Here is an 18,564-nt window from a genome sequence, read left to right on the forward strand (position 1 = left end):
TTGCAGGTGGCTGAGATGAATAACCGTTGGGGGTGGGAGGACAAGAAGTACTGGCCGGAGCGGGAGCGGGCATTGTGGCAGCAGCATCGGGATGAGTGGCTAGAGGGCTTGCCGAAGTGGAGTTGGTGCCTATGGGGCGGCCTGGTGGAAGGGGTGGCAGTGCGAACTCCCAAGTTGTGGCGTGTGGCCCGGCAGCAGATCGACGTGCGGCGGGTGAGCTGTGATTTTCGGGATTTTGACACGCTGCTGAAGAATCTGGAGTTGCTGGCGGGGGTGGTGTACTTGGCGGTGGCGGGGAGCCAACTCGGAGTCGCGAGGCTGCGTGCGTTGGTGCAGTCGCCTTTCATTCAACATGTGGCGGTGCTGAATTTGATGTCCCAACGGATCGGGATGGAGGGGGTCTTAGCGTTGGCACTGTCCCCCTACTTGCAGAACCTGACGGAGCTGATTCTGGGCTGGAACGGCCTGGGGGATGGGGGCGTCGAGGTGTTGGCGCACTTTCCTTCCCTGGAGCACCTCACGACGCTCAACCTGTGGTGGAACGGGATCGGGGATGCGGGGGCGGAGGCGTTGGCGCGAGCCTCCAGTTTTCCACGCCTGAGCCGGCTGTGGCTGGGCTTCAACCGGATCGGTGCGGCAGGGGCCGAAGCTCTGGCCGAGTCTCCTCATCTTCAGAACTTGACACTGCTGGACCTGGGGATCAACCAGATCGGTGCGGCGGGGGCGCAAGCGTTGGCCCGGTCGTCTCACTTTCAGAAGTTGACCTATCTCTCGCTCAACGGCAACCAGATCGACGATGCGGGGGCGGTGGCCCTGGCGCAGTCTCCTCATTTCCCGGCTCTGGCGCGGCTTTTTCTCGGCGGTAACCAGATTGGCGAGGCGGGGGCGAAGGCGTTGGCGCAGTCGCCGTATCTTCAGAACCTCACGGAGTTGGAGCTGGAGGGCAACCCGATCGGCGAGGGGGGACGAGAGGCGTTGCAGCAGTCGCCGTATTTGCGGCGGTGCCGGGTGCGGCTGTGAGGCGGCGGGGGGTCAGGTGGGGCGGTTGAGTTTGCCGGTGGAGCCGCCGAGCTGGGTGCGGGTGCGGAGGCGTTCGAGGAGGTTCTGGCGGGCGATGGCGGCAGGATCGCCGGGAGCGAGGAGGGGTCCGGGGACAGCCGGGGTGTTCGGGGCAGGTGCGGCGGTGGCGGTGTCGGCGCCGTCGAGTTGCTCGTCTTTATCCACGTAGCCGGTCTCGCCGTAGAAGCGTTTGAGTTCGCCGACTTTGACGGTCCGTTCGATGCGGATGTAAGCGATCTCGTCGTAGGGGATGAAGAAGCCGCGGCCTTCGTCGGTGGAACCGGTTTCGCGTCCGCGCAGGACGAGGTAGTGGGGTTCAAAACGGGCGACGGTGTCGACCGCGACGGTGAACTGATTGCGCAAGACCAGGTTGACGCAGCCGTGGAGCTGCTCTGGGAGGCGTTGGAAGATGTCGAGGCAGTCTTCGCGCCGCATAGGAAACCAGCCGAGGATGAGGGTCGAGCCTAGTCCAAGCCGGGGATGAATCGCTCCGGCATCAAGAGGGTTAGCATGCAAGCGGGGGCGGGTCAAATGGTGGGCGGTGGGTTTTGGGCCGCGAGTCGAGATGGGGAAGGGCCAGTCCATGCGAGGGACGAAAGGATTGCTCCGGCGTGAGGGGCGGGGGCAGCGGCGAGGGGAAGGCAGCGGGGGTGTCTTGCATCGGGGGCCAATTCGGCTAACATGGGAAGGTGTGTTGGAGTGGTGACGAATCCACGAAGCGCCCATGAACGGGGAAGGCGAAGTCATGAGCTGGGAGTTGTCACGTCGGGCATTTTTGGGTTGGTCCACGGGGTGTGTGGGGTCGCTGTGGCCGGGGTTGTCGTGGGGCGGCGGGGGAGAACCGCGGGCGGAGGGGTGTCTTTTTCTGCATCTTGTGGGCGGCCCGCCGCATTTGGACACATTCGATCCCAAGCCGGAGGCGCCGAGTGAGTACCGCGGCCCCTTCGGGGTGATCCGCAGCCGGGTGCCGGGAGTGTATGTGAGCGAGCTATTGCCGGGAGTGGCCTGGCGGTTGGATCGGATCGCCCTGGTGCGTTCGGTGTATCACGACGGTCCGCCGGTGCATGAGTGCGGGATGCAGTTGCTGCACAGCGGTCGGCTCTTCCGGGATGGGTCGGCGTGGCCGGCGGTGGGGGCGGTGTGGAGCTATCTGCAAGGGGAGCGGCGGCTGGGGTGGGCCGGCCGTTATGCTGTGTTGCCCTACCCGGCGGTGGACACAGGGATCGCGGTGGACCAGGGCTTCGGGGGCGGCTTTTTGTCACCGCCGTTGCAAGCGCAGCGGGAACGGCTGACAGGGGGGACGAGGGAGGATAGCCGTTACGGCTCGACGGCCTTCGGACGCCTGTGCCGCCGGGCGGTCGAGAGGTTGCTACGCCAGCCGCGCTCCTTCCTCACCATCACCATGTACGAGACGGTGTTCGACACACTGTCGTGGGATTGTCACGGCAGCGGCGGGGCGTTGCGGACGAACCTGCGGGACATCGGGCGGCAGGTCGCCCCCGCCTTCGATCAGGCCTTTTCCGCCTTGCTGGACGACCTGGACCAGACCGGCCTGCTGGAGCGGACGCTGGTGGTGGCCACGGGCGAGTTCGGGCGGACGCCGCGGGTCAATGCCCACGGGGGGCGGGATCACTGGGCCGGCGTGTGGACCGCCCTCCTGGCCGGAGCCGGGATTCGCGGCGGGGCCGTCATTGGCCGCAGCGACGCCCATGGCATCGAGCCGGCAGAGCGCCCGGTCCGAGCCGAGGAGCTGGCCGCTACGATTCTCTACGCCCTGGGAGTGCCGCCGGATGCCGTCCTGCCCGGCCCCGATGGCCTGCCTGTGCCCGCTTATCCCGCCGCGCCGCTGCGCGAGTTGTGGAGCTGAACCCCCCGGCGGCTTTCCCTCCCGGAGACAGCGGCGCCTCCGCCAGGCCCCCGAATAGCCTGCGGTTTGACACCGGCCTGACAGCCGCCTGCCCCGCCGCAGGGACCCTCATCCTCAAGCTTAGGGAGACACTGCCATGCTGCACCGCTCTGGCAGCGTGTGGATTTTCCTCCTGCTGCTCCTGCTCCTGGGAGGCACTCTGACTCCCCGCGAACCCTCGGCCGAGACCCACCCGAAGCTTCGGAGACCAGCCCCGCTGCCAGCGTCCGTTTCCGCCCCGGCGCAAACCTCGGGACACGTCCAGGCGTCGGCCCCGGAGAAAGCCGCCCCGGATGTGCTCCCCGGCACCGAACCCCTGCGCGCCGAAGGGGACCTGGCCGCGCAGATGGTCGAAGGCATCCACCGCTATCTGGACCGTGCCCTGGCCGAAGCCCCGGCTCTGCGGGAAAAACAATGGCAGCCGGACTTCTCCTCCCCGGAACGCTTCCGGGAGTCGGTGGCACCCCAGCGTCAGCGCTTGCGCCAGATTCTGGGCCTGGTCGAGGAACGGGTGGTGCCCCAGCTCGATTACGTCGGCGGTCCGGGCCGGCCCGCCTTGCTCGCCGAAGCGGAACAGTTCCAGGTCTTCGCCGTCCGCTGGACCGTCCTGGAGGACCTCGAAGCCGAAGGACTGCTCCTGGAACCCCGCGGACCGATCCAGGCCGTGGCGGTCGTCCTCCCCGATGCCGATTGGACCCCGGAGATGGCGGTGGGCTTGGCGGGCCAGCTTCCCCCCGTCGTCTGCTCCGCGCCCCGCCTGGCCCAGGCCGGCGTCCGCGTCCTCCTCCCCGCCCTCATCAACCGCCGCGATGACCTCTGCGTCAACCCCCGCATTGGCCGGGCCACCAATCAGTCCCACCGCGAGTTCCTCCACCGCATGGCCTACGAACTGGGGCGGACCCTGAGCGGCTACGAAATGCAGATCGCCCTGGCCGCCATCGACTGGCTCACCCGCCACACCCCCGGCGAAGCCGCCGAACGCCTCGCCGTCATCGGCTATGGCGAAGGAGGACGCCTCGCCCGCTTCCTCGCCGCCCTCGACGAACGCATCCGCTTCGTCGCCCCCTTCGGCCACGGCGGACCCGTGGAAAAAGTCTGGGAGGAACCCTTCGACCATGATGTCTGGGGCTTGGCCCGACTGGCCGGACCCGCCGAGCTAACCCTGCTCACCTGGCCGCGGGTCAAAATCCCTGAACCCATCACAGTGACACGCAACGGTCAGCGCCTCCTGCGCACCGAACTGGGCTGGCCGAACGTCGAAGGACCCCCACCCGTCCGCCCCGGACGCAGCGGCGCCGCCCCCGGCTTCCTCCGCCCACCCCCCCTGCAAGACCTCGACGCCGAAGAAGCCCGCGCCCAACGCCTCCTCGGACAACGCCCCCCCACCGACCCCCACGGCCTACGCCTGCGCGACCAGCTCCCCCTCCTCGCCGAACAACGCCCCACCTACACCCGCCGCTTCCCCTTCCCCCGCGACCCCGACGAACGCCACCGCCGACTCTTCCGCCAACTCCTCGCCCATCTCCAACAACTCTGGCGCCACAGCGACGCCGTCCGCCGACAATTCTGGAACCGCGCCAACCCCGCTTCCCCCCAAACCTGGGACCAATCCTGTGACTTCTACCGCCATTACTTCCACCGCGAAGTCCTCGGCGAACTGCCCCCGCCCTCCCTCCCCCTCCGGCCCCGCACCCGCAAACTCTACGACCTGCCCACCTGGACCGGCTACGAACTCCTCCTCGATGTCTACCCCGACGTCTTCGCCTACGGCATCCTCCTCATCCCCAAAAACCTTCCCCCCCGTGAAAAACGCCCCCTCGTCGTCTGCCAGCACGGCCTCGAAGGAAACCCCCGCCACACCATCGATCCCGAAACCCGACCCGTCTACCACCAGTTCGCCCGACGACTCGTCGAACTCGGCTACATCGTCTATGCCCCCCAAAACCCCTACTACGGCCAAACACGCTTCCGCCAAATCCAACGCAAAGCCCACCTCCTCCAAGCCTCCCTCTTCAGCTTCATCCTCCGCCAGCACCAACGCACCCTCGACTTCCTCCAATCCCTCCCCTTCGTCGATCCTCAACGCATCGCCTTCTACGGCCTCAGCTACGGCGGCAAAACCGCCATGCGCGTCCCCGCCCTCGAAAAACGCTACGCCCTCGCCATCTGCTCCGCCGACTTCAACGAGTGGATCGGCAAATGTGTCTCCTTCGACCTCGACCGCAGCTACCTGTGGACCGGGGAATACGACATGTACGAATTCAACCTTGGCCACACCTTCAACTACGCCGAACTGGCCTACCTCATCGCCCCCCGACCCTTCATGGTCGAACGCGGCCACAACGACGGCGTCGGCACCGATGACATGGTCGCCGCCGAATACGCCAAAATCTTGCACCTCTACCAGAACCGCTTAAAAATCCCCGACCGCACCGCCATCGACTTCTTCCCCGGCGGCCACGAAATCCACCTCACCGCCACCCGCGACTTCCTGAAAAAACACCTGGCCTTCCCCAAACCCTGACACCCCGCCGTCAACCCCACCGCACGCCCCGTCTACCACCATTCACCATTCCCCACTCCCCACTCCCCATTCCCCACTCCCCACTCCCCATTCCCCACTCCCCACTCCCCATTCGCCGCTCACTGCTCGCCGCTCGCTGCTCGCCGCTTCCCGTTTTCCACCATTCGCTATTCACCATTCGCCATTCGCCATTCGCTATTCGCCCGAACTGCTCGCCGCTTCCCCCCCATTCCCCACTCCCCACTCCCCACTCCCCATTCGCCATTCGCCATTCGCCCCACTGCTCGCTGCTCGCCGCTCGTCTTCCCTGTGCGGAATTGGCCCACATCATTCAAACCAACGTCCATTCAAGCACCTCCGCGTGCAACTTCGACCTCACCTCAATTTCGACGTAACTAGATTCTCCACAATAACTTGCTCCAAATCCACTAGCGCGGACGTGCTTGATTAATCGCAAAAACTTACGCACCAACACTATACGTTACTGATCTTTCCTCCGAAGGGGGGGTCGGAAAAAAATCGAAAAATTTTTTGGGGGGGTGCTTGAAAGTACCTCGAGCAAATGCTAGGATTCCTAGGGCGGCGAGAGCCAGCTCTTTCACATGCAGTGATGCCGAAAGGCGTTTGAAACTATCCTCCTGTTAGTTGAAGTAAAGGAAGGAAATGGCTTTCACATGCAGTGATGCCGAAAGGCGTTTGAAACGAGTACAACTCGCGGGGTCTAGTTTGTCCTCGCTCTTTCACATGCAGTGATGCCGAAAGGCGTTTGAAACATAACAAGGTCGAAGTAGTGCTGATCATGGGAAAACTTTCACATGCAGTGATGCCGAAAGGCGTTTGAAACCAAGGCCTCAAGGGCATCATAAATGCCAGCTCGAATCGACTTTCACATGCAGTGATGCCGAAAGGCGTTTGAAACTCGATGAACTCGGCGCATCGCTCGAGAGCATGACCTCCTTTCACATGCAGTGATGCCGAAAGGCGTTTGAAACGAAGGGAGCGCAGTTCATTGTTACGGCGGCGCATTCTTTCACATGCAGTGATGCCGAAAGGCGTTTGAAACAATGGGGCATGTAGGACCAGAAAACCTGCCAGCTCCTTTCACATGCAGTGATGCCGAAAGGCGTTTGAAACATGTGGTGGAGTTGCCATGTCCACCCACTTTTTACTTTCACATGCAGTGATGCCGAAAGGCGTTTGAAACCGCGCGACCGGCTCGAATTCCACCTGTCTGCTCAGCCCTTTCACATGCAGTGATGCCGAAAGGCGTTTGAAACTTCCGTCTCCAGGGCCGTAGCTCCGATCGAAGCCTGCCTTTCACATGCAGTGATGCCGAAAGGCGTTTGAAACAATCATCGCCACACCTCGTACTCGACCGTCACAACTCTTTCACATGCAGTGATGCCGAAAGGCGTTTGAAACCCTCCGGGCACTCCGGAACCCGGATACGCAGCAATGCCCGACTTTCACATGCAGTGATGCCGAAAGGCGTGGGAAGTTATCCCCTCTCCCGAAGCTTCGGGAGAGGGGAAAAAGGGGTGAGGGCCAACCCCTGATGCCGCAAGGCACGAGAAACTTTCAGGCGAGCAGTCGAAATAGCGAATGGCGAATGGTGAAAGGCACATCAGCAACGCTTTGGGACAGCGGCGTGTCACTTCCGAGAGATGGCGAATGGTAAATGGCGAATGGTGAAAGGCACATCAGCAACGCTTTGGGACAGCGGCGTGTCACTTCCGAGAGATGGCGAATGGCGAATGGGGGAAGCAGCGAGTGGCGGGTGGGGAGTGGGCAGTTGCGCTACCGGTTGACGGGGAAAGAGATTATGATGGAACGGGTGTGTTTTGAATGGCGAGTTTTGCGAGGTGAGGGGTTCGCTCGGCGGGCAGCGTGCGTGGGCAGGGGGCGAGCCGATCGAGGGAGTTCAGGAAGGACGGGGTTATGGGGTATTGGTGGCTGGGGAGTCTGGCGGGTGCGGTGTTGTTGTGGCTGGCGTATTTCCCGTGGGGCATAGGTTGGCTGGGTTTTGTGGGGTGGGTGCCCTGGTTGGTTTTGGCGGTGGGTCGGGGGAGCGGGTGGCAGCGGTACGGGGCCTGTTATGTGGGGGGTGTGGTGTTTAGTGGTTTGGCGACGCAGTGGGTGCGGGTGGCGCATCCGCTGATGTATTGGGCGTGGTTGGGTTTTGCGGTGGTGTTGCCGGTGTTTTGGGTGGGGGTGTTGGCGGGGGTACGGGGTTTGTGGCGTCGGGGCGTGCCGCTGGCTGTGGGTTTGCCCGTGGTCCTGGTGGTGTGGGATTACATCCGGATGCATTTTCCGACAGGGTTTCCGTTTTTGGAGGCGTTGGGTTTGCGGCAGCGGATTGGCTTTGGGTGGTATTTTTTGGGGTACACGCAGCAGGATTTTCTGGGGTTTATTCAGGTGGCGGATGTGGGGGGGATTTATGCGGTGACGGCGTTGGTGGCGGCGGTGAATGGGTTGGCGGCGGACTGGGTGTATCGTGGGGGTTGGTGGCGGCGGCAGGGGCTGGTGGAGGCGGGGGGGCCGTCGGTTCGCTGTCTGAGGTATGTCAGTGCGGGGGTAGTGGCGGCGGTGGCGGGGAACCTGGTCTACGGCTACTACCGTCTGGGGGAGGCGGAATGGGAAGCCGGTCCGCGGGTGGCGGCGTTGCAAGGGGTGATCCCGCAGGAGGAGAAGAACGAGCGGGGGGAAACGCTGGTGCGGAGTTACCGGCGGCTGCACGAGGCGGCGTTGCTTCAGGAGGCGAGGCCGGAATTGATCCTCTGGCCGGAGACGTGTTGTCCGGTGGACTATTGCGAGGTGGCGGCGGGGGAGCAGCCGAGCGCGGACTTTGCCCTCTATGCTCAGCGAAGCCGGGAGGTGTTGCGGCGGTTCGATCCGGGGGTGCCGACGTTGCTGGGCCTCAACGCCCTGGTGTGGGAAGGGGGCCGGGAGTGGAAGTACAACTCGGCGTTGTTGCTGAGGCCGGGAGCGGAGCGCTTCGGACCGCGCTATGACAAGATGCACCTGGTGCCGTTCGGGGAATACATACCGTTCGGGGAATCGCTGCCGTTTCTGCGCCGTTTCAGTCCGTATCCGTACGAGTACTCCTGCCGGGCGGGGGAGCAGTGGACGCGGTTCCGCTTTACGGACCGCCAGGGGCGGAGCTGGTCCTTCGGCTGCCTGATCTGCTACGAGGACACCGACCCGGACCTGGCGCGGCAGTACGTGGCGGAGGAACCGGTCGATTTCCTGGTGAACATTTCCAACGATGGATGGTTCCGTTGTACGGAGGAACACGAGGAGCATTTGGCGATTTGTCGCTTTCGGGCGATCGAGTGTCGGCGGAGCGTGGTGCGGGCAGTGAACATGGGGATTTCGGCGGTGATTGATCCGCAGGGGCGTGTCATCGCCTTGCCCGCGGCGCAGTGGGAGCAGTCCAAGGGTGTGGAGGCGATTGTGTCGGCGGTGGTGCCGGTGGATCGGCGGGCGGCGCTGTATCCGCAGGTGGGGGACAGTCTGGTGGCGGTGCTGGCGGGTGGGTGGCTGGCGGCGGTGGTGGTGCTGCGGCGGCGGGGGGAGGAAGCGGACGCCTGACGGCAGAGAGCGGCGGCGAGGGGGCAGGATCAGGAGGAAGTGTTCGGGCCGTCGGGGGGAAGGAGGGAGTCGAGGAGGGCCTCTTCGGCCGCGAGCCACAGGGCGGGATGGTCGTAATAACCGGCGGCGATGGCGGCGCGGACGCGGGCGACCAGGGCGTGGCGGATGCCGTCGGGTCCCGGTGCTTCCGGGTGCTGGGCGGAGAGCGGCGGCGGGGCGGCAGGAGCGGCGTCAAGCGCGGCCAAAGCGGCGAGGACCCGTTGCCGGTGCTGCAACTGACAGGCTGCCGGATCGATCATGATCAAGTTTCTCCCTACCCCAAGGGGTGCATCCGCTGGCGGGCCGGTCCCGGCTGGGTGCTCCGGAACCGGAAGCTGTAGCCGGTTATGGTCCGCCCGCCGCTGGGATTGTTGCGCCTTTGTGGGGGCGGACGGTGCGGCGGCGTACCGTTTCGCAGCCGAAGCTGGCTGAGAGCACCGCCGTCTCATTCTACGCCTGAGTATCGACGGCGGGAGTGCCGGACCGCACAGTTTTTCGCGCCTCCGAGGCCCTCTTGCCGCCGAAGGCGTCCTGCGGCATGCGTTGCTCGGAGGTTGCCCAGGAGGCGGACCGTGCCGTGGCCGCCGCCCACTTCCCTGCTTCCGCTCGGCGATCCGACTCAAGAGCGCCCGCCCTCGCCCTGGCTTGACGGAAAGCGGCACGCCCTGACCCTGCGCGCCTGGCCTGGCCCCGTCCTCCCCGTTCCGCCCGTCCCTGGCTTCCCGTCGGAACAATCGTTCTCCGCCCGCCGGCGCTTCACTCCAGCGAACCTGCCCATCCTGCGGGATTTCCTTCGGAAAGCCGTGCCGACAGACGAAGGTTGCTCCCCACCCAGGGAAAGGCGAGCCTCCGGACGCAGCAGTCGATCGCCAGACTTGCTGGCAGCATAGCGCTTCGCCGCTGACAGCGCTAGAGCAATCAAGAGGCGGAAGGCACTTCGCGCCGCCAGCGGTGTTGCTACCCTTGGTAAAACTGGGACAACCTATCCGTGGCGGGGTTCGGCAGGAGAAGAGGCAGAGAGTGAAGGGAGCACAACAGGTGGGGAAGAAGAAGAGAGGAAGAGAAAGGGAGAAAGCGGAGAAAAGGGAAGGGCGCCGGCAAGCGTGACGGGCGGCAGGCTAGATCGCGTCGGTCGCGGGACGGGCGTGGTGTAGCTCTTCGAGGGCGTGGCAGAGGCGGTGGGGCAGCTCGGCGCGTTCGAGGCGGCAGTAGCGCCCCTGGAGGGGTCCGAGCCAGGCGTAGCGGGTGAGGTCTTCCAGGCGGTTGGCGACGATCAGGTCGGCCTGGGACTGGCGGCGCGACTGTTCGGCAATGGCCAGGAGTTCCTCGTCGGAGCGGCCGACTTCGAGTTTGAATTTGACGAGCCAGCCGCGGAAGTGCCAGGCGGAGCGGAAGCGGTCGATGAGCTTGGGCGTGGGGGTGAGGCGGAGCCAGACTTCGGGATAGGAGCTGGGGATTTTGGCGGCGGTGATTTTCTGCCAGGGTCCCTGCGGGGAAGGGCGGTAAGCTCCTTCGACCTGGTAATCGCTGACGGCGGCGGCATGAAGGATGGCGTCGAAGGAACCGCCGGGGATAAGCTCGGCGAGGCGGTGCTCCAGTTCGTCGAAGGTGCGGTAGGTGTGGAGGTGCCAGCGGGGTGCGTCCGCGGCGGGGACGGGCAGCTCGGCCAAGACGTGGGGGTGGGAGGTGACCAAGGTGACGTGGTGGCCGCGCTCGTAGGCCGCTGCCGCAATTGCGGCTCCGGTGCGGCCCGTGAACACGTTGGTGATCACCCGCACCTGGTCGATCGGCGTGTGGGTGTTGCCGGCGGTGATGAGCAGGTGCATCGGTCCAGGTCCTGGGAAGGCGGATCAGCAGGGGCGGGTCGGAAGCGGGGGGAAGTCGCCGGGGTGGCGGGGGGGCCGCCGGGCCGGGCTGCCGCTTGCGCCGGCGGGGCGAGGCAGCCTGTTGCGCCGCCGGGCCAGACCTGCCCGACCGCAACGGGAGGCGGCGGCCCGGAGCCTTCAGACGACAGGTTCCCACTTCGGCTCATATTCGCGGGACCAGAGCTGCTGGGCCTCTTTGTCGTGCAGGATGTGGCCATTGTCCGCCTGGCAGCGGAGGGAGCGGCCGACGCGGTGGGCGATGTTCCCCAAGTGGCAGGGCAGGGTGCTTTTGTGGGCCTCTTCGATCTCGCTGGTCAGCGTCTGGCCCTGGCGGATCGCTTCGAGGAAGTTGCGCACATGGACGGCGTCGCTGCCGCTGCCTTTGCTCTGGTGGCGGACCTTGCCGTCGAGTTCGTAGATGGTGAAGCTGGCGCCGCGGATTTCCAGCGTGCCCTTGTCTCCCGTGAAGAGGACATCCGGGGGCCGCAGGCCGGGCAGAGGATTGCAACTGGTGCCGTGCCAGACGATCTGCTTGTTATCCGGATAGAGGAAGGCGACGGTGTGGGTGTCCGGGGTTTCCTGGTCATCCTGGAAGTGGAAGCGTCCGCCGGAGGAGGTAACCTGGATGGGGTAGTCAGCTTGCAGACCCCAGCGGCACAGGTCGATCATGTGGACACCGTTGTTGCCGAGTTCGCCGTTGCCCCAGTGCCAGAACCAGTGCCAGTTGTAGTGGATGACGTTGCTGCGGTAGGGGCGGCGGGGGGCAGGCCCTTGCCAGAGATCGTAGTCGAGGTGGTCGGGGACCGGGGCGGCTTGACCGCGGCCAATGCTTCCCCGGCGGTTGACATACCAGCTTTGCGCTTGATAGACCCGGCCGATGGCCCCCTGGTGCAAGGCGGCGATCGCCTCCCGGATGATGGGCCAGCTCCGCCGTTGATTGCCCATCTGAACCTGGCGTTGATATTTGCGGGCGGCGGCGATCATCCATTCCCCCTCCGCAGGGGTGTGGCTGCACGGCTTTTCCACATAGACATGCTTGCCGGCTTTGCAGGCCAGGATGGTAGCGGCAGCGTGCCAGTGATTGCAAGTGGCCACCACGAGGGCATCGAGGGTTTTATCGTCCAAACATTTGCGGAAGTCCAGGACGCCAGTGGTGGAACGCCCCCGGACTTTTTGCACCTCCGCTACGCCTCGCTCCAGCCGTTGCCGGTCCACATCGCAGACATAGGCCACTTCGGCGTCCGGCTGCTGCTCGAAGGTGCGGGCCAAGCTCAGCCCCCGGCTCAAACCCATGACCGCGACCCGGACCCGTTCGTTAGCGCCGAGGACTTCCCCCGCTGCCCGCGCACTCAGCGCGCTGAAGCCCACACTCGCCGCCACACCGCCGACAAACTCCCGCCGCGTCAGTTGACCCATTGCTCCCCCTCCACACCTTGGGATTCCGCCTCAGGTTCCTCCCCACGGCTGACGGCTTTCCGCCCTTTCTTCTGCCTGTCCGAAGACACAGCCGAAGACACAACTCCGGGAAAGCTCCGCCCGCCGTCCCACGCTATTCACCCCTTCGATTGTAACCTTCCCCTGTCGGAGAACAAGGGCCTTCTCGGAAACGGGGCGTGCCGGTCCGATCATTCCCAGCGGATTCCTGGCGGCAAGCGGTCCGTGCGCTCTTCGAGACCCAGCCGGTGCAGCATCTCGCTCCCCCCTTTTCCCGGCGAAGGAAGAATCCTGCCCCCCTCTTTCTCTACGGAAAAAAATATGCCAGACTTGATGGTGATCCGTTCGTCAAGGGAACGGAGGCGGAAAACTCGGCAGGCTGGAACGGAGGAAGCGGGAGGAGGCGATGAGAGGGGAGGGGGCGATGAGGCGGCGACGGGCAATTCTGCTGGTCCTAGGGGGCGGGCTGTTGGTGCTGGGTCTGGTGCCAATGCCGGCGGCGGGGCAGCGGGCAGCGCGGCCAGACGCGAAGCAGTTGCCGGTGCTTCAGGTCCGGGGCCGGGTGCTGCGCCTGGCAGATCAGCCGCTCCAGAAAAAGAAGTTCCAGTGGGTCCTGTCCCACGCCTCCCAGCGGGGGCAGTCCGTCGAGGATCAATGGTCGGACTGGTTCGCTCTCCAGGGGAAAGATTGGGAGGCGATTCTGAAGGCGTATCCGAACAACTACCTGCGGAATTATCCGGTAGTGCTGGCGCTGAGCGTGCAGCCGGCCGCCAAGCCGACGGAAATCGAAGTCGAGGTGAAGGATGGGAAAGGGCAGGTGAGGTTGAGCCAGAAGGCGCGGCTGTTCGGTTCCCGCCTGGGGCTGCTGGTGTTCCCGGACGGATCGGGGAATTACGCGGTGGCGACGCAGGCGCAGTACAACCAGCGCTACTGGCAAGCCTTCGGGGCGAAGAAGGGGGAAGAGATGCCGCGGCTGTCCCGGCTGATCATCGTGGACCGGTACATCGGCGGGGATGACGATTATCAGGCGTGGGAGGAAGGGATCGGGCAGTTGGCGCAAGCAGGGTTCAGTGCCATCATGGTGCCGCCGTCGGAGTCGATCCGGGAGATTTTGGAGCGGCAGCAGGGGAACCGGCGCACCTCCTGGGCGGTGTACAATCCGCCGGGGTATGCCTTCGCATTCGATCCGAAGATCACGCCGGCGAGCATTGCGCAGTGGGCGAACGATCTGGCGGCCAGCTACCGCAAGGCGGGCTTTGCCCCGGAGGACATGGTCCTGTTGGCGATGTCCGATGAGCCAGGCTGGTATTATCCCCGGATGTTTCAGGTGGTGCGGGAGCAGCCGGCGGCGCTGGCGAGCTTCCGGCAGTATCTGCGGCAGCAAGGGTTGCAACCGCAGGATGTCGGAGCCAGGAGCTGGGAGGAGGTGTTTCCTTTAGGGCGTAGCGGGGCCAAGGAGCTACCGGCGCGCCGCCTCCACTACTGGACGGTGCGCTTCTACGCCTGGGCGTCGGCCAAGCATTTTGGGGATTGTGTCCAGGCGCTGGAGAAAGCCTTCTATCCCGGCCTGCCCGTGTTCACCAACTGGAACTTCTTCGCCGGCCGCTTCTATGTTCCTGGCCCGGTGGCGAACAATCCGGACAAGCAGCATCCTGATGCGGCGATGGGCGGCCACGATTGGTTCGAGTTTGCCCGGCTGCGCGGCGGAACCGTGCTGTGGACTGAGGACTGGTTCAGCGATGCCCAGGCGTATCAGTGGTCGTTCTACTGTGCCAAGCTCAGCAGCGCGGCGCGGGGGGCCGGTCTGGCCTTCGGCGGCTACGTCATTCCCCGCACCGCCGGCGACCGCCAGGGGGGCATCCTCCAGAAGGTGCTGTGCATCTTCGGCCACGGCGGCCAGGCGGTCAAATACTTCGTCTTCGGTCCGGAGTATAACTTCCCCGGCAACTGCTATTCGGAAAAAGCCCACCTGCTCCGGGAGCTGCGCCAAGCCCACGCGCTGCTCGCCCGTGCCGAACCGTTCCTCCACGCCGGCCGCAAGCCTGCTCCCCAAGCTGCCATCCTCATGCCGCGTTCCGCCCAGGTCTGGGATTGCCGCGAGATGGAGATCGCCAGGGGCATCAGCGATGCGACCAATACCCAGCTCAACCGGGCCACCGTCGATTACCTGGCGGAAGTGTTCGACCTGTATCTGGCCTTGCAGCATGCGAACATACCGGTGGCATTTGTGGAGGAAGACGAGCTGACGGCGGCGGGGCTGAAGCCCTACCGGGTGCTTTACGTCACGGCACCGAATGTGCCGCGGGAAGGGCAGGCCGCCCTCTTGGAGTGGGTCCGCTCCGGCGGCACGCTGGTCACCATCAGCAATGCCCTGACCGCCGATCGTTATGACGAACCGTGCCAGCTTGTGGCAGAAGCGACGGGGTTGCGGGAAGAGCCGCGGCAGCGCCTGCTGGTGGCCAACGCCGCCACGTTGCCCCAGGCCGGTACCCTGCTCCTGGGCGAAGCCAAACTTCCCGTCTACGGCCCGCGTGGTGCCATGTCCCCCTCTGCCGCTTCCACCGCCCCGCCTGCTGCCAAGGTCCACCTCCGCTTCAGCGATGACAAGCCCGCCTTGCTGGAAGCCGCCCTCGGCCAAGGCCGCCACTTCCACTTTGCCTTCCTGCCGGGGATAAGCTACTGGCGTTCCGCCCAGGGGACGCAAGACCGCCTGCCCGTGGGCTTCTCCGAACCCCTGCGGCAGTGGATCGCCTATCCCATCCGCCAGGCCGGCCTCACGCCGCCAGTCCGCGCCAACCGCCCGCTGGTGGAAACGCCCCTGCTCCTGTCCGACAAGGGAGCCGCCGTCACCTTGCTCAATTGGACTGGTGCCCCCATCGCCGAGTTGGAATTGACTCTCGCCTTGCCCTTCCGCCCCCAGCGGCTCTGGACGGCCTCCGGTGCGCCCGTCCAGCAGCACCACACCCCCGCCGGACTGGTCGTCCGCCTCCCCCTGGCCCAAGCCGACATCCTGCTGCTGGAACGCTAGAATGCGGCTGTTGTCGTGGCGTCCTTCACTACCTACAACAATAGTCCCTCCCCCACGGGTGAAGGCGGGAACTGTTCCTCCCCAAAGAAAGAAGGGGGAACTGTTCCTCCCCAAAGGAATGCGGGAGCGGCCTGGGAACCCTGGGAACTTGAGGGTTTCTGAAGGACAGAAGGATACGGCGGCGGCGATGCGGCATGGCGGGAACCCACCGGCGCGGGGCCGGTTTCCGCCGCAGCGAAACGTCGGCGCCCCTCCGATCCGGCAGCATCGCGGAAACCAGCGGCAGTGAGGCAAACGCTATGGCACACAAAAAGGGTCAAGGCTCGGTCAAAAACGGTCGGGATTCGCTCTCCAAGCGGCGGGGCGTGAAGGCCTTCGGCGGGCAATTCGTCACCACCGGCAGCATCCTCGTGACCCAATTGGGCACGCGCTTCCATCCCGGACGCTATGTCCGCCGTGCCCGCAATGATACCCTCTTCGCCCTCACCGACGGCACCGTCTACTTCGATCAGGGCGGCAAGCGGATCAACATCCTCCCGGTCGATCCCGAATGCACCGCGATCGGCTGAGGGTCGGCTGAGGAAAGAGTGCGGAGGGGAGTGGAGTTAAGCCCCGGTTCATCTGGAGGGGCTGGCGCTGGACTGGCCCTTGTCCTCCAAATCCAGCACGCGCGGAACGCCGGCCTGGCCAACGGTGAGTTTCCGCTTCCCCGGTGAGGCGGGAAGGCATACCCCTACCGCGGCCTTGGGCCGGGACCATTTCCGCCTCACAAAGCGCTGCTTTTTCCGGTGCTGTTTCTCCGGGCAGCGTGGCTTTTTCGGGACTATTTCCGGGGCTATTTCTACTTCCTCCTTCGGCGGGGCAGCGTGGCTTTTTCGGGACTAATTTCCTTCCCGCAGGGCGTCGAGTTGTCCCTGGCGCCAGCGCTGGAGCAGTTCGCGCACGCCGGCTCCGCGGGGGGAAGGCGTTGTCCAGTGGACAGCCGCCTGGACCTGGGGGAGGGCGTTGGCCACCGCTACCCGCAAGCCGCACAGCTCCAGAAACGTCAGGTCGTTTTCCGCATCCCCTACGCCGATGACCTCCTGGGGCGATAGCCTCAGTTGCTCCAGGAGCCGCTTCAAGCCGAAGGCTTTATCCACTCCCCGTGGCAGTACCATGACGGCATCCTTGTTCATGATGACTTCCAGGGGCAGACTGCTTTCGTCAATCACCTGGCGCACGGTGTCCTGATGGGGCTGAAAGGTGGCGACGATGACTTCCCCGGTGACGATCGGGTGCACGCCCCGCTGGTGCAGGGTCTGGACGAAGTCCGGCGGGGGCGGTTCGGCCAGCACCTGCTGCCGCTGCCGTTGCGGATCGTAGAGCACCGCCCCATTTTCCACCACGGCTTGCTCGAACAGTTCCAGCCGGTCGCACACCTGGAGCAATTCGGGCAGCACCCGGCCGGTGATCAAGAGCAGGCGCAAGCCGGCGGCGCGGGCCGCTGTCAGCTCCGCCCACACCTCAGCGGGGACCATGCCGTCGTGGGCGAGCGTTCCGTCATAATCCGTGGCCAGGGCACGCCAGCGCATGAGGACTCCTTCGGTTCCGCAAGGTAGATTTCGCTTGGTCTTCCGGAGGGCTGTCTCACTTGTGTCCCGTCCCGGAAGCGGAGAGGTAACCGCGGGACTGCATCCACTCGGCGGCCCGTTGCGGCCAGGTGGCGCAGGGATGGGGCACCTTGCGCATGCCGTAACCGTGGCCCCCGCTGGCATACACATGCAGCTCCGCTGGCACCTTGTGCTTTTTGAGGGCCAGATAAAGCGCCACGCTGCTCTCACTGCTGAACGGATCATCCGAGGAATGCACGAAGAACATCGGCGGGCTGGATTTGTCCGGCTGGAACTCCGGCTTGAGCTGCCCCTGTTGATCCACGAGCCAGGCGGGGTAAATGAGCAGGGCGAAGTTGGGCCGGCTGGAGGCGCGGTCGTGCTCATCCCGCGGCTCGTAATACCGCTTGGAGGCGAGGCAGGTCCAGGCCGTCAGGTTCCCGCCGGCGGAAAAGCCGATCATGCCGATCCGCTGCGGATCGATCCGCAGCTCCGCCGACCGGCTGCGCAACAGGGAGATGGCTCGCTGGGCATCCTGGATCATTGCCAGGTTCTCCGGCGTTTGGCCCGGCCGCTTCGGCACGCGGTACTTGAGCAGCGCCGCCGTGACCCCCAGCGAATTGAGCCAGGCGCACACCTGCGTCCCCTCGTGTTCGATGGCCAGAATGCTGTAGCCGCCGCCCGGCGCCACCAGCACCGCGCAGCCCGTCCGCTTCTCCGCCGGCGGCTGGTAGATCGTCAACGTCGGCGTTCCCACGTCCGTCAGCCGCTTGATCTCCAGCTGCCCCGGCTTGCTCTCCAGATACCGCTCCGGACCCACTTTTTGCTTTTCATCCGGCGGCTCACCCGGCCAGAGCGGCCAAACCGCTTCTTCCGCCCCCGCGGCTGATCCCCCCAGCCCGCAGCCCGCCAGAATCACCACCGCCGTCCATATCCGCGCTGCTCGGCTCATGGCTACTCCTCCCCACAACGCCTTGCTCTGGGCCAACCCCTGGACTCCTCGGAAATCTCAGATGTTTCCAGAGATCACCCCTCGGTTTCCCTAGCGTTCCGGCATGCTGTTTTCCGGCATGCTATTACCAGATACGATCCGGTCCAGCCGCGGACCAGCCAGTTCACCAGGCTGCACCGTTTCACCAGGCTGTACCCCTCCCCAGAGAGAAAGCCGCCAGGGCAGCGGACGCCGAGCGGACACGGAGCAGCAGGGGAAAACGGCAACGTCAAGCGGGGAAGGAGGCTGACCGGACACGAGCAGAGGCAGAAACGGCTACAGGAGGGAAAAAGGGAAAAAAGGGAGGAAAAAAAGAGGCTCCACCGGTTGTGCCGGCGGAGCCAGACCTACACTTGCGGCGGTAGGATTTGAACCTACGACCTCCAGGTTATGAGCCTGGCGAGCTGACCGGGCTGCTCCACGCCGCGTCAACTTGTCAATGCATCGGTAGTGTAGGACCCTGAGTGTCCCGTGGCAAGGGGGGCGGTGCCCTCATCCCCCGACCCTTTCTCCCACGCTGGGGCGGTGCCCTCATCCC

Annotated in this window: 14 protein-coding genes, 1 tRNA gene and 1 CRISPR repeat array; of the genes, 7 read left to right on the forward strand and 8 right to left on the reverse strand. The window is 65.0% G+C overall.

Features of this window, described 5'->3' with window-relative positions; all coding sequences use genetic code 11:
• Nucleotides 1-1,020, forward strand: a 1,020-nt coding sequence (locus H0921_RS17310; RefSeq protein ID WP_228500081.1) for a leucine-rich repeat domain-containing protein, incomplete at its 5' end; no start/stop codon positions are given.
• A gap of 12 nt (nucleotides 1,021-1,032) precedes the next feature.
• Here the strand turns inward: H0921_RS17310 and H0921_RS17315 are convergent.
• Nucleotides 1,033-1,644 carry a hypothetical protein gene (locus H0921_RS17315; protein WP_194539788.1) on the reverse strand — a complete coding sequence of 204 codons (612 nt, stop codon included), beginning with the start codon at nucleotides 1,642-1,644 and terminating at the stop codon, nucleotides 1,033-1,035.
• A gap of 139 nt (nucleotides 1,645-1,783) precedes the next feature.
• Here H0921_RS17315 and H0921_RS17320 point away from each other — a divergent pair, with 139 nt between their 5' ends.
• A complete protein-coding gene (locus H0921_RS17320; protein WP_194539789.1) occupies nucleotides 1,784-2,926 on the forward strand; it encodes a DUF1501 domain-containing protein in 1,143 nt (380 codons plus the stop codon).
• Between the two features lie 136 nt (nucleotides 2,927-3,062).
• Nucleotides 3,063-5,489, forward strand: coding sequence for a dienelactone hydrolase family protein (locus H0921_RS17325; protein ID WP_194539790.1), 2,427 nt, complete (start codon nucleotides 3,063-3,065; stop codon nucleotides 5,487-5,489).
• A gap of 167 nt (nucleotides 5,490-5,656) precedes the next feature.
• Here the strand turns inward: H0921_RS17325 and H0921_RS17330 are convergent, their stop codons facing one another.
• The gene (locus H0921_RS17330) at nucleotides 5,657-5,836 is read right to left on the reverse strand and encodes a hypothetical protein (RefSeq protein WP_194539791.1); all 180 of its coding nucleotides are present in this window, start codon (nucleotides 5,834-5,836) and stop codon (nucleotides 5,657-5,659) included.
• A 248-nt stretch (nucleotides 5,837-6,084) separates the two neighbouring features.
• A CRISPR array of direct repeats spans nucleotides 6,085-6,988; the repeat unit is 36 nt; unit sequence CTTTCACATGCAGTGATGCCGAAAGGCGTTTGAAAC.
• Between the two features lie 439 nt (nucleotides 6,989-7,427).
• On the opposite strand from H0921_RS17330, the gene lnt reads away from it, so the two are divergent.
• The gene (gene lnt / locus H0921_RS17335) at nucleotides 7,428-9,080 is read left to right on the forward strand and encodes an apolipoprotein N-acyltransferase (RefSeq protein ID WP_194539792.1); all 1,653 of its coding nucleotides are present in this window, start codon (nucleotides 7,428-7,430) and stop codon (nucleotides 9,078-9,080) included.
• Between the two features lie 29 nt (nucleotides 9,081-9,109).
• On the opposite strand, the gene H0921_RS17340 is transcribed toward lnt, so the two are convergent.
• On the reverse strand, nucleotides 9,110-9,379 hold the full coding sequence (locus tag H0921_RS17340; RefSeq protein WP_194539793.1) for a hypothetical protein: 270 nt from the start codon (nucleotides 9,377-9,379) through the stop codon (nucleotides 9,110-9,112).
• A 312-nt stretch (nucleotides 9,380-9,691) separates the two neighbouring features.
• On the opposite strand from H0921_RS17340, the gene H0921_RS17345 reads away from it, so the two are divergent.
• The gene (locus H0921_RS17345; RefSeq protein WP_194539794.1) at nucleotides 9,692-10,009 is read left to right on the forward strand and encodes a hypothetical protein; all 318 of its coding nucleotides are present in this window, start codon (nucleotides 9,692-9,694) and stop codon (nucleotides 10,007-10,009) included.
• A 228-nt stretch (nucleotides 10,010-10,237) separates the two neighbouring features.
• Here the strand turns inward: H0921_RS17345 and H0921_RS17350 are convergent, their stop codons facing one another.
• Together H0921_RS17350 and H0921_RS17355 are read right to left on the reverse strand one after the other, a co-directional pair.
• Complete coding sequence (locus tag H0921_RS17350; protein WP_194539795.1) at nucleotides 10,238-10,945, reverse strand: phosphopantothenoylcysteine decarboxylase domain-containing protein; 708 nt, start codon at nucleotides 10,943-10,945, stop codon at nucleotides 10,238-10,240.
• Nucleotides 10,946-11,122: 177 nt separating this feature from the next.
• Nucleotides 11,123-12,400 carry a Gfo/Idh/MocA family protein gene (locus H0921_RS17355; protein ID WP_194539796.1) on the reverse strand — a complete coding sequence of 426 codons (1,278 nt, stop codon included), beginning with the start codon at nucleotides 12,398-12,400 and terminating at the stop codon, nucleotides 11,123-11,125.
• A 442-nt stretch (nucleotides 12,401-12,842) separates the two neighbouring features.
• Here H0921_RS17355 and H0921_RS17360 point away from each other — a divergent pair, with 442 nt between their 5' ends.
• Entirely contained in the window at nucleotides 12,843-15,446 is a 2,604-nt protein-coding gene (locus H0921_RS17360; protein ID WP_194539797.1) for a type 1 glutamine amidotransferase family protein, read from the forward strand.
• 299 nt (nucleotides 15,447-15,745) lie between these two features.
• Nucleotides 15,746-16,015 (forward strand): 50S ribosomal protein L27, encoded by a 270-nt coding sequence (rpmA, locus tag H0921_RS17365; RefSeq protein WP_194539800.1) that lies wholly within the window; start codon nucleotides 15,746-15,748, stop codon nucleotides 16,013-16,015.
• A 312-nt stretch (nucleotides 16,016-16,327) separates the two neighbouring features.
• Here rpmA and H0921_RS17370 read toward each other — a convergent pair whose 3' ends face one another.
• The 3 genes from H0921_RS17370 to H0921_RS17380 all read right to left on the reverse strand — a co-directional run bounded on the left by H0921_RS17370 (nucleotide 16,328) and on the right by H0921_RS17380 (nucleotide 18,454).
• Nucleotides 16,328-17,017: an HAD family hydrolase gene (locus H0921_RS17370; RefSeq protein ID WP_194539798.1), complete on the reverse strand. Its 690-nt coding sequence runs from the start codon at nucleotides 17,015-17,017 to the stop codon at nucleotides 16,328-16,330.
• A gap of 55 nt (nucleotides 17,018-17,072) precedes the next feature.
• A complete protein-coding gene (locus H0921_RS17375; RefSeq protein ID WP_194539799.1) occupies nucleotides 17,073-17,987 on the reverse strand; it encodes an alpha/beta hydrolase in 915 nt (304 codons plus the stop codon).
• A gap of 392 nt (nucleotides 17,988-18,379) precedes the next feature.
• Nucleotides 18,380-18,454 (reverse strand) — tRNA-Met (locus H0921_RS17380).
• Between the last annotated feature and the right edge of the window lie 110 nt (nucleotides 18,455-18,564).

It is taken from the genome of Thermogemmata fonticola, assembly GCF_013694095.1.
Taxonomy (GTDB): domain Bacteria; phylum Planctomycetota; class Planctomycetia; order Gemmatales; family Gemmataceae; genus Thermogemmata; species Thermogemmata fonticola.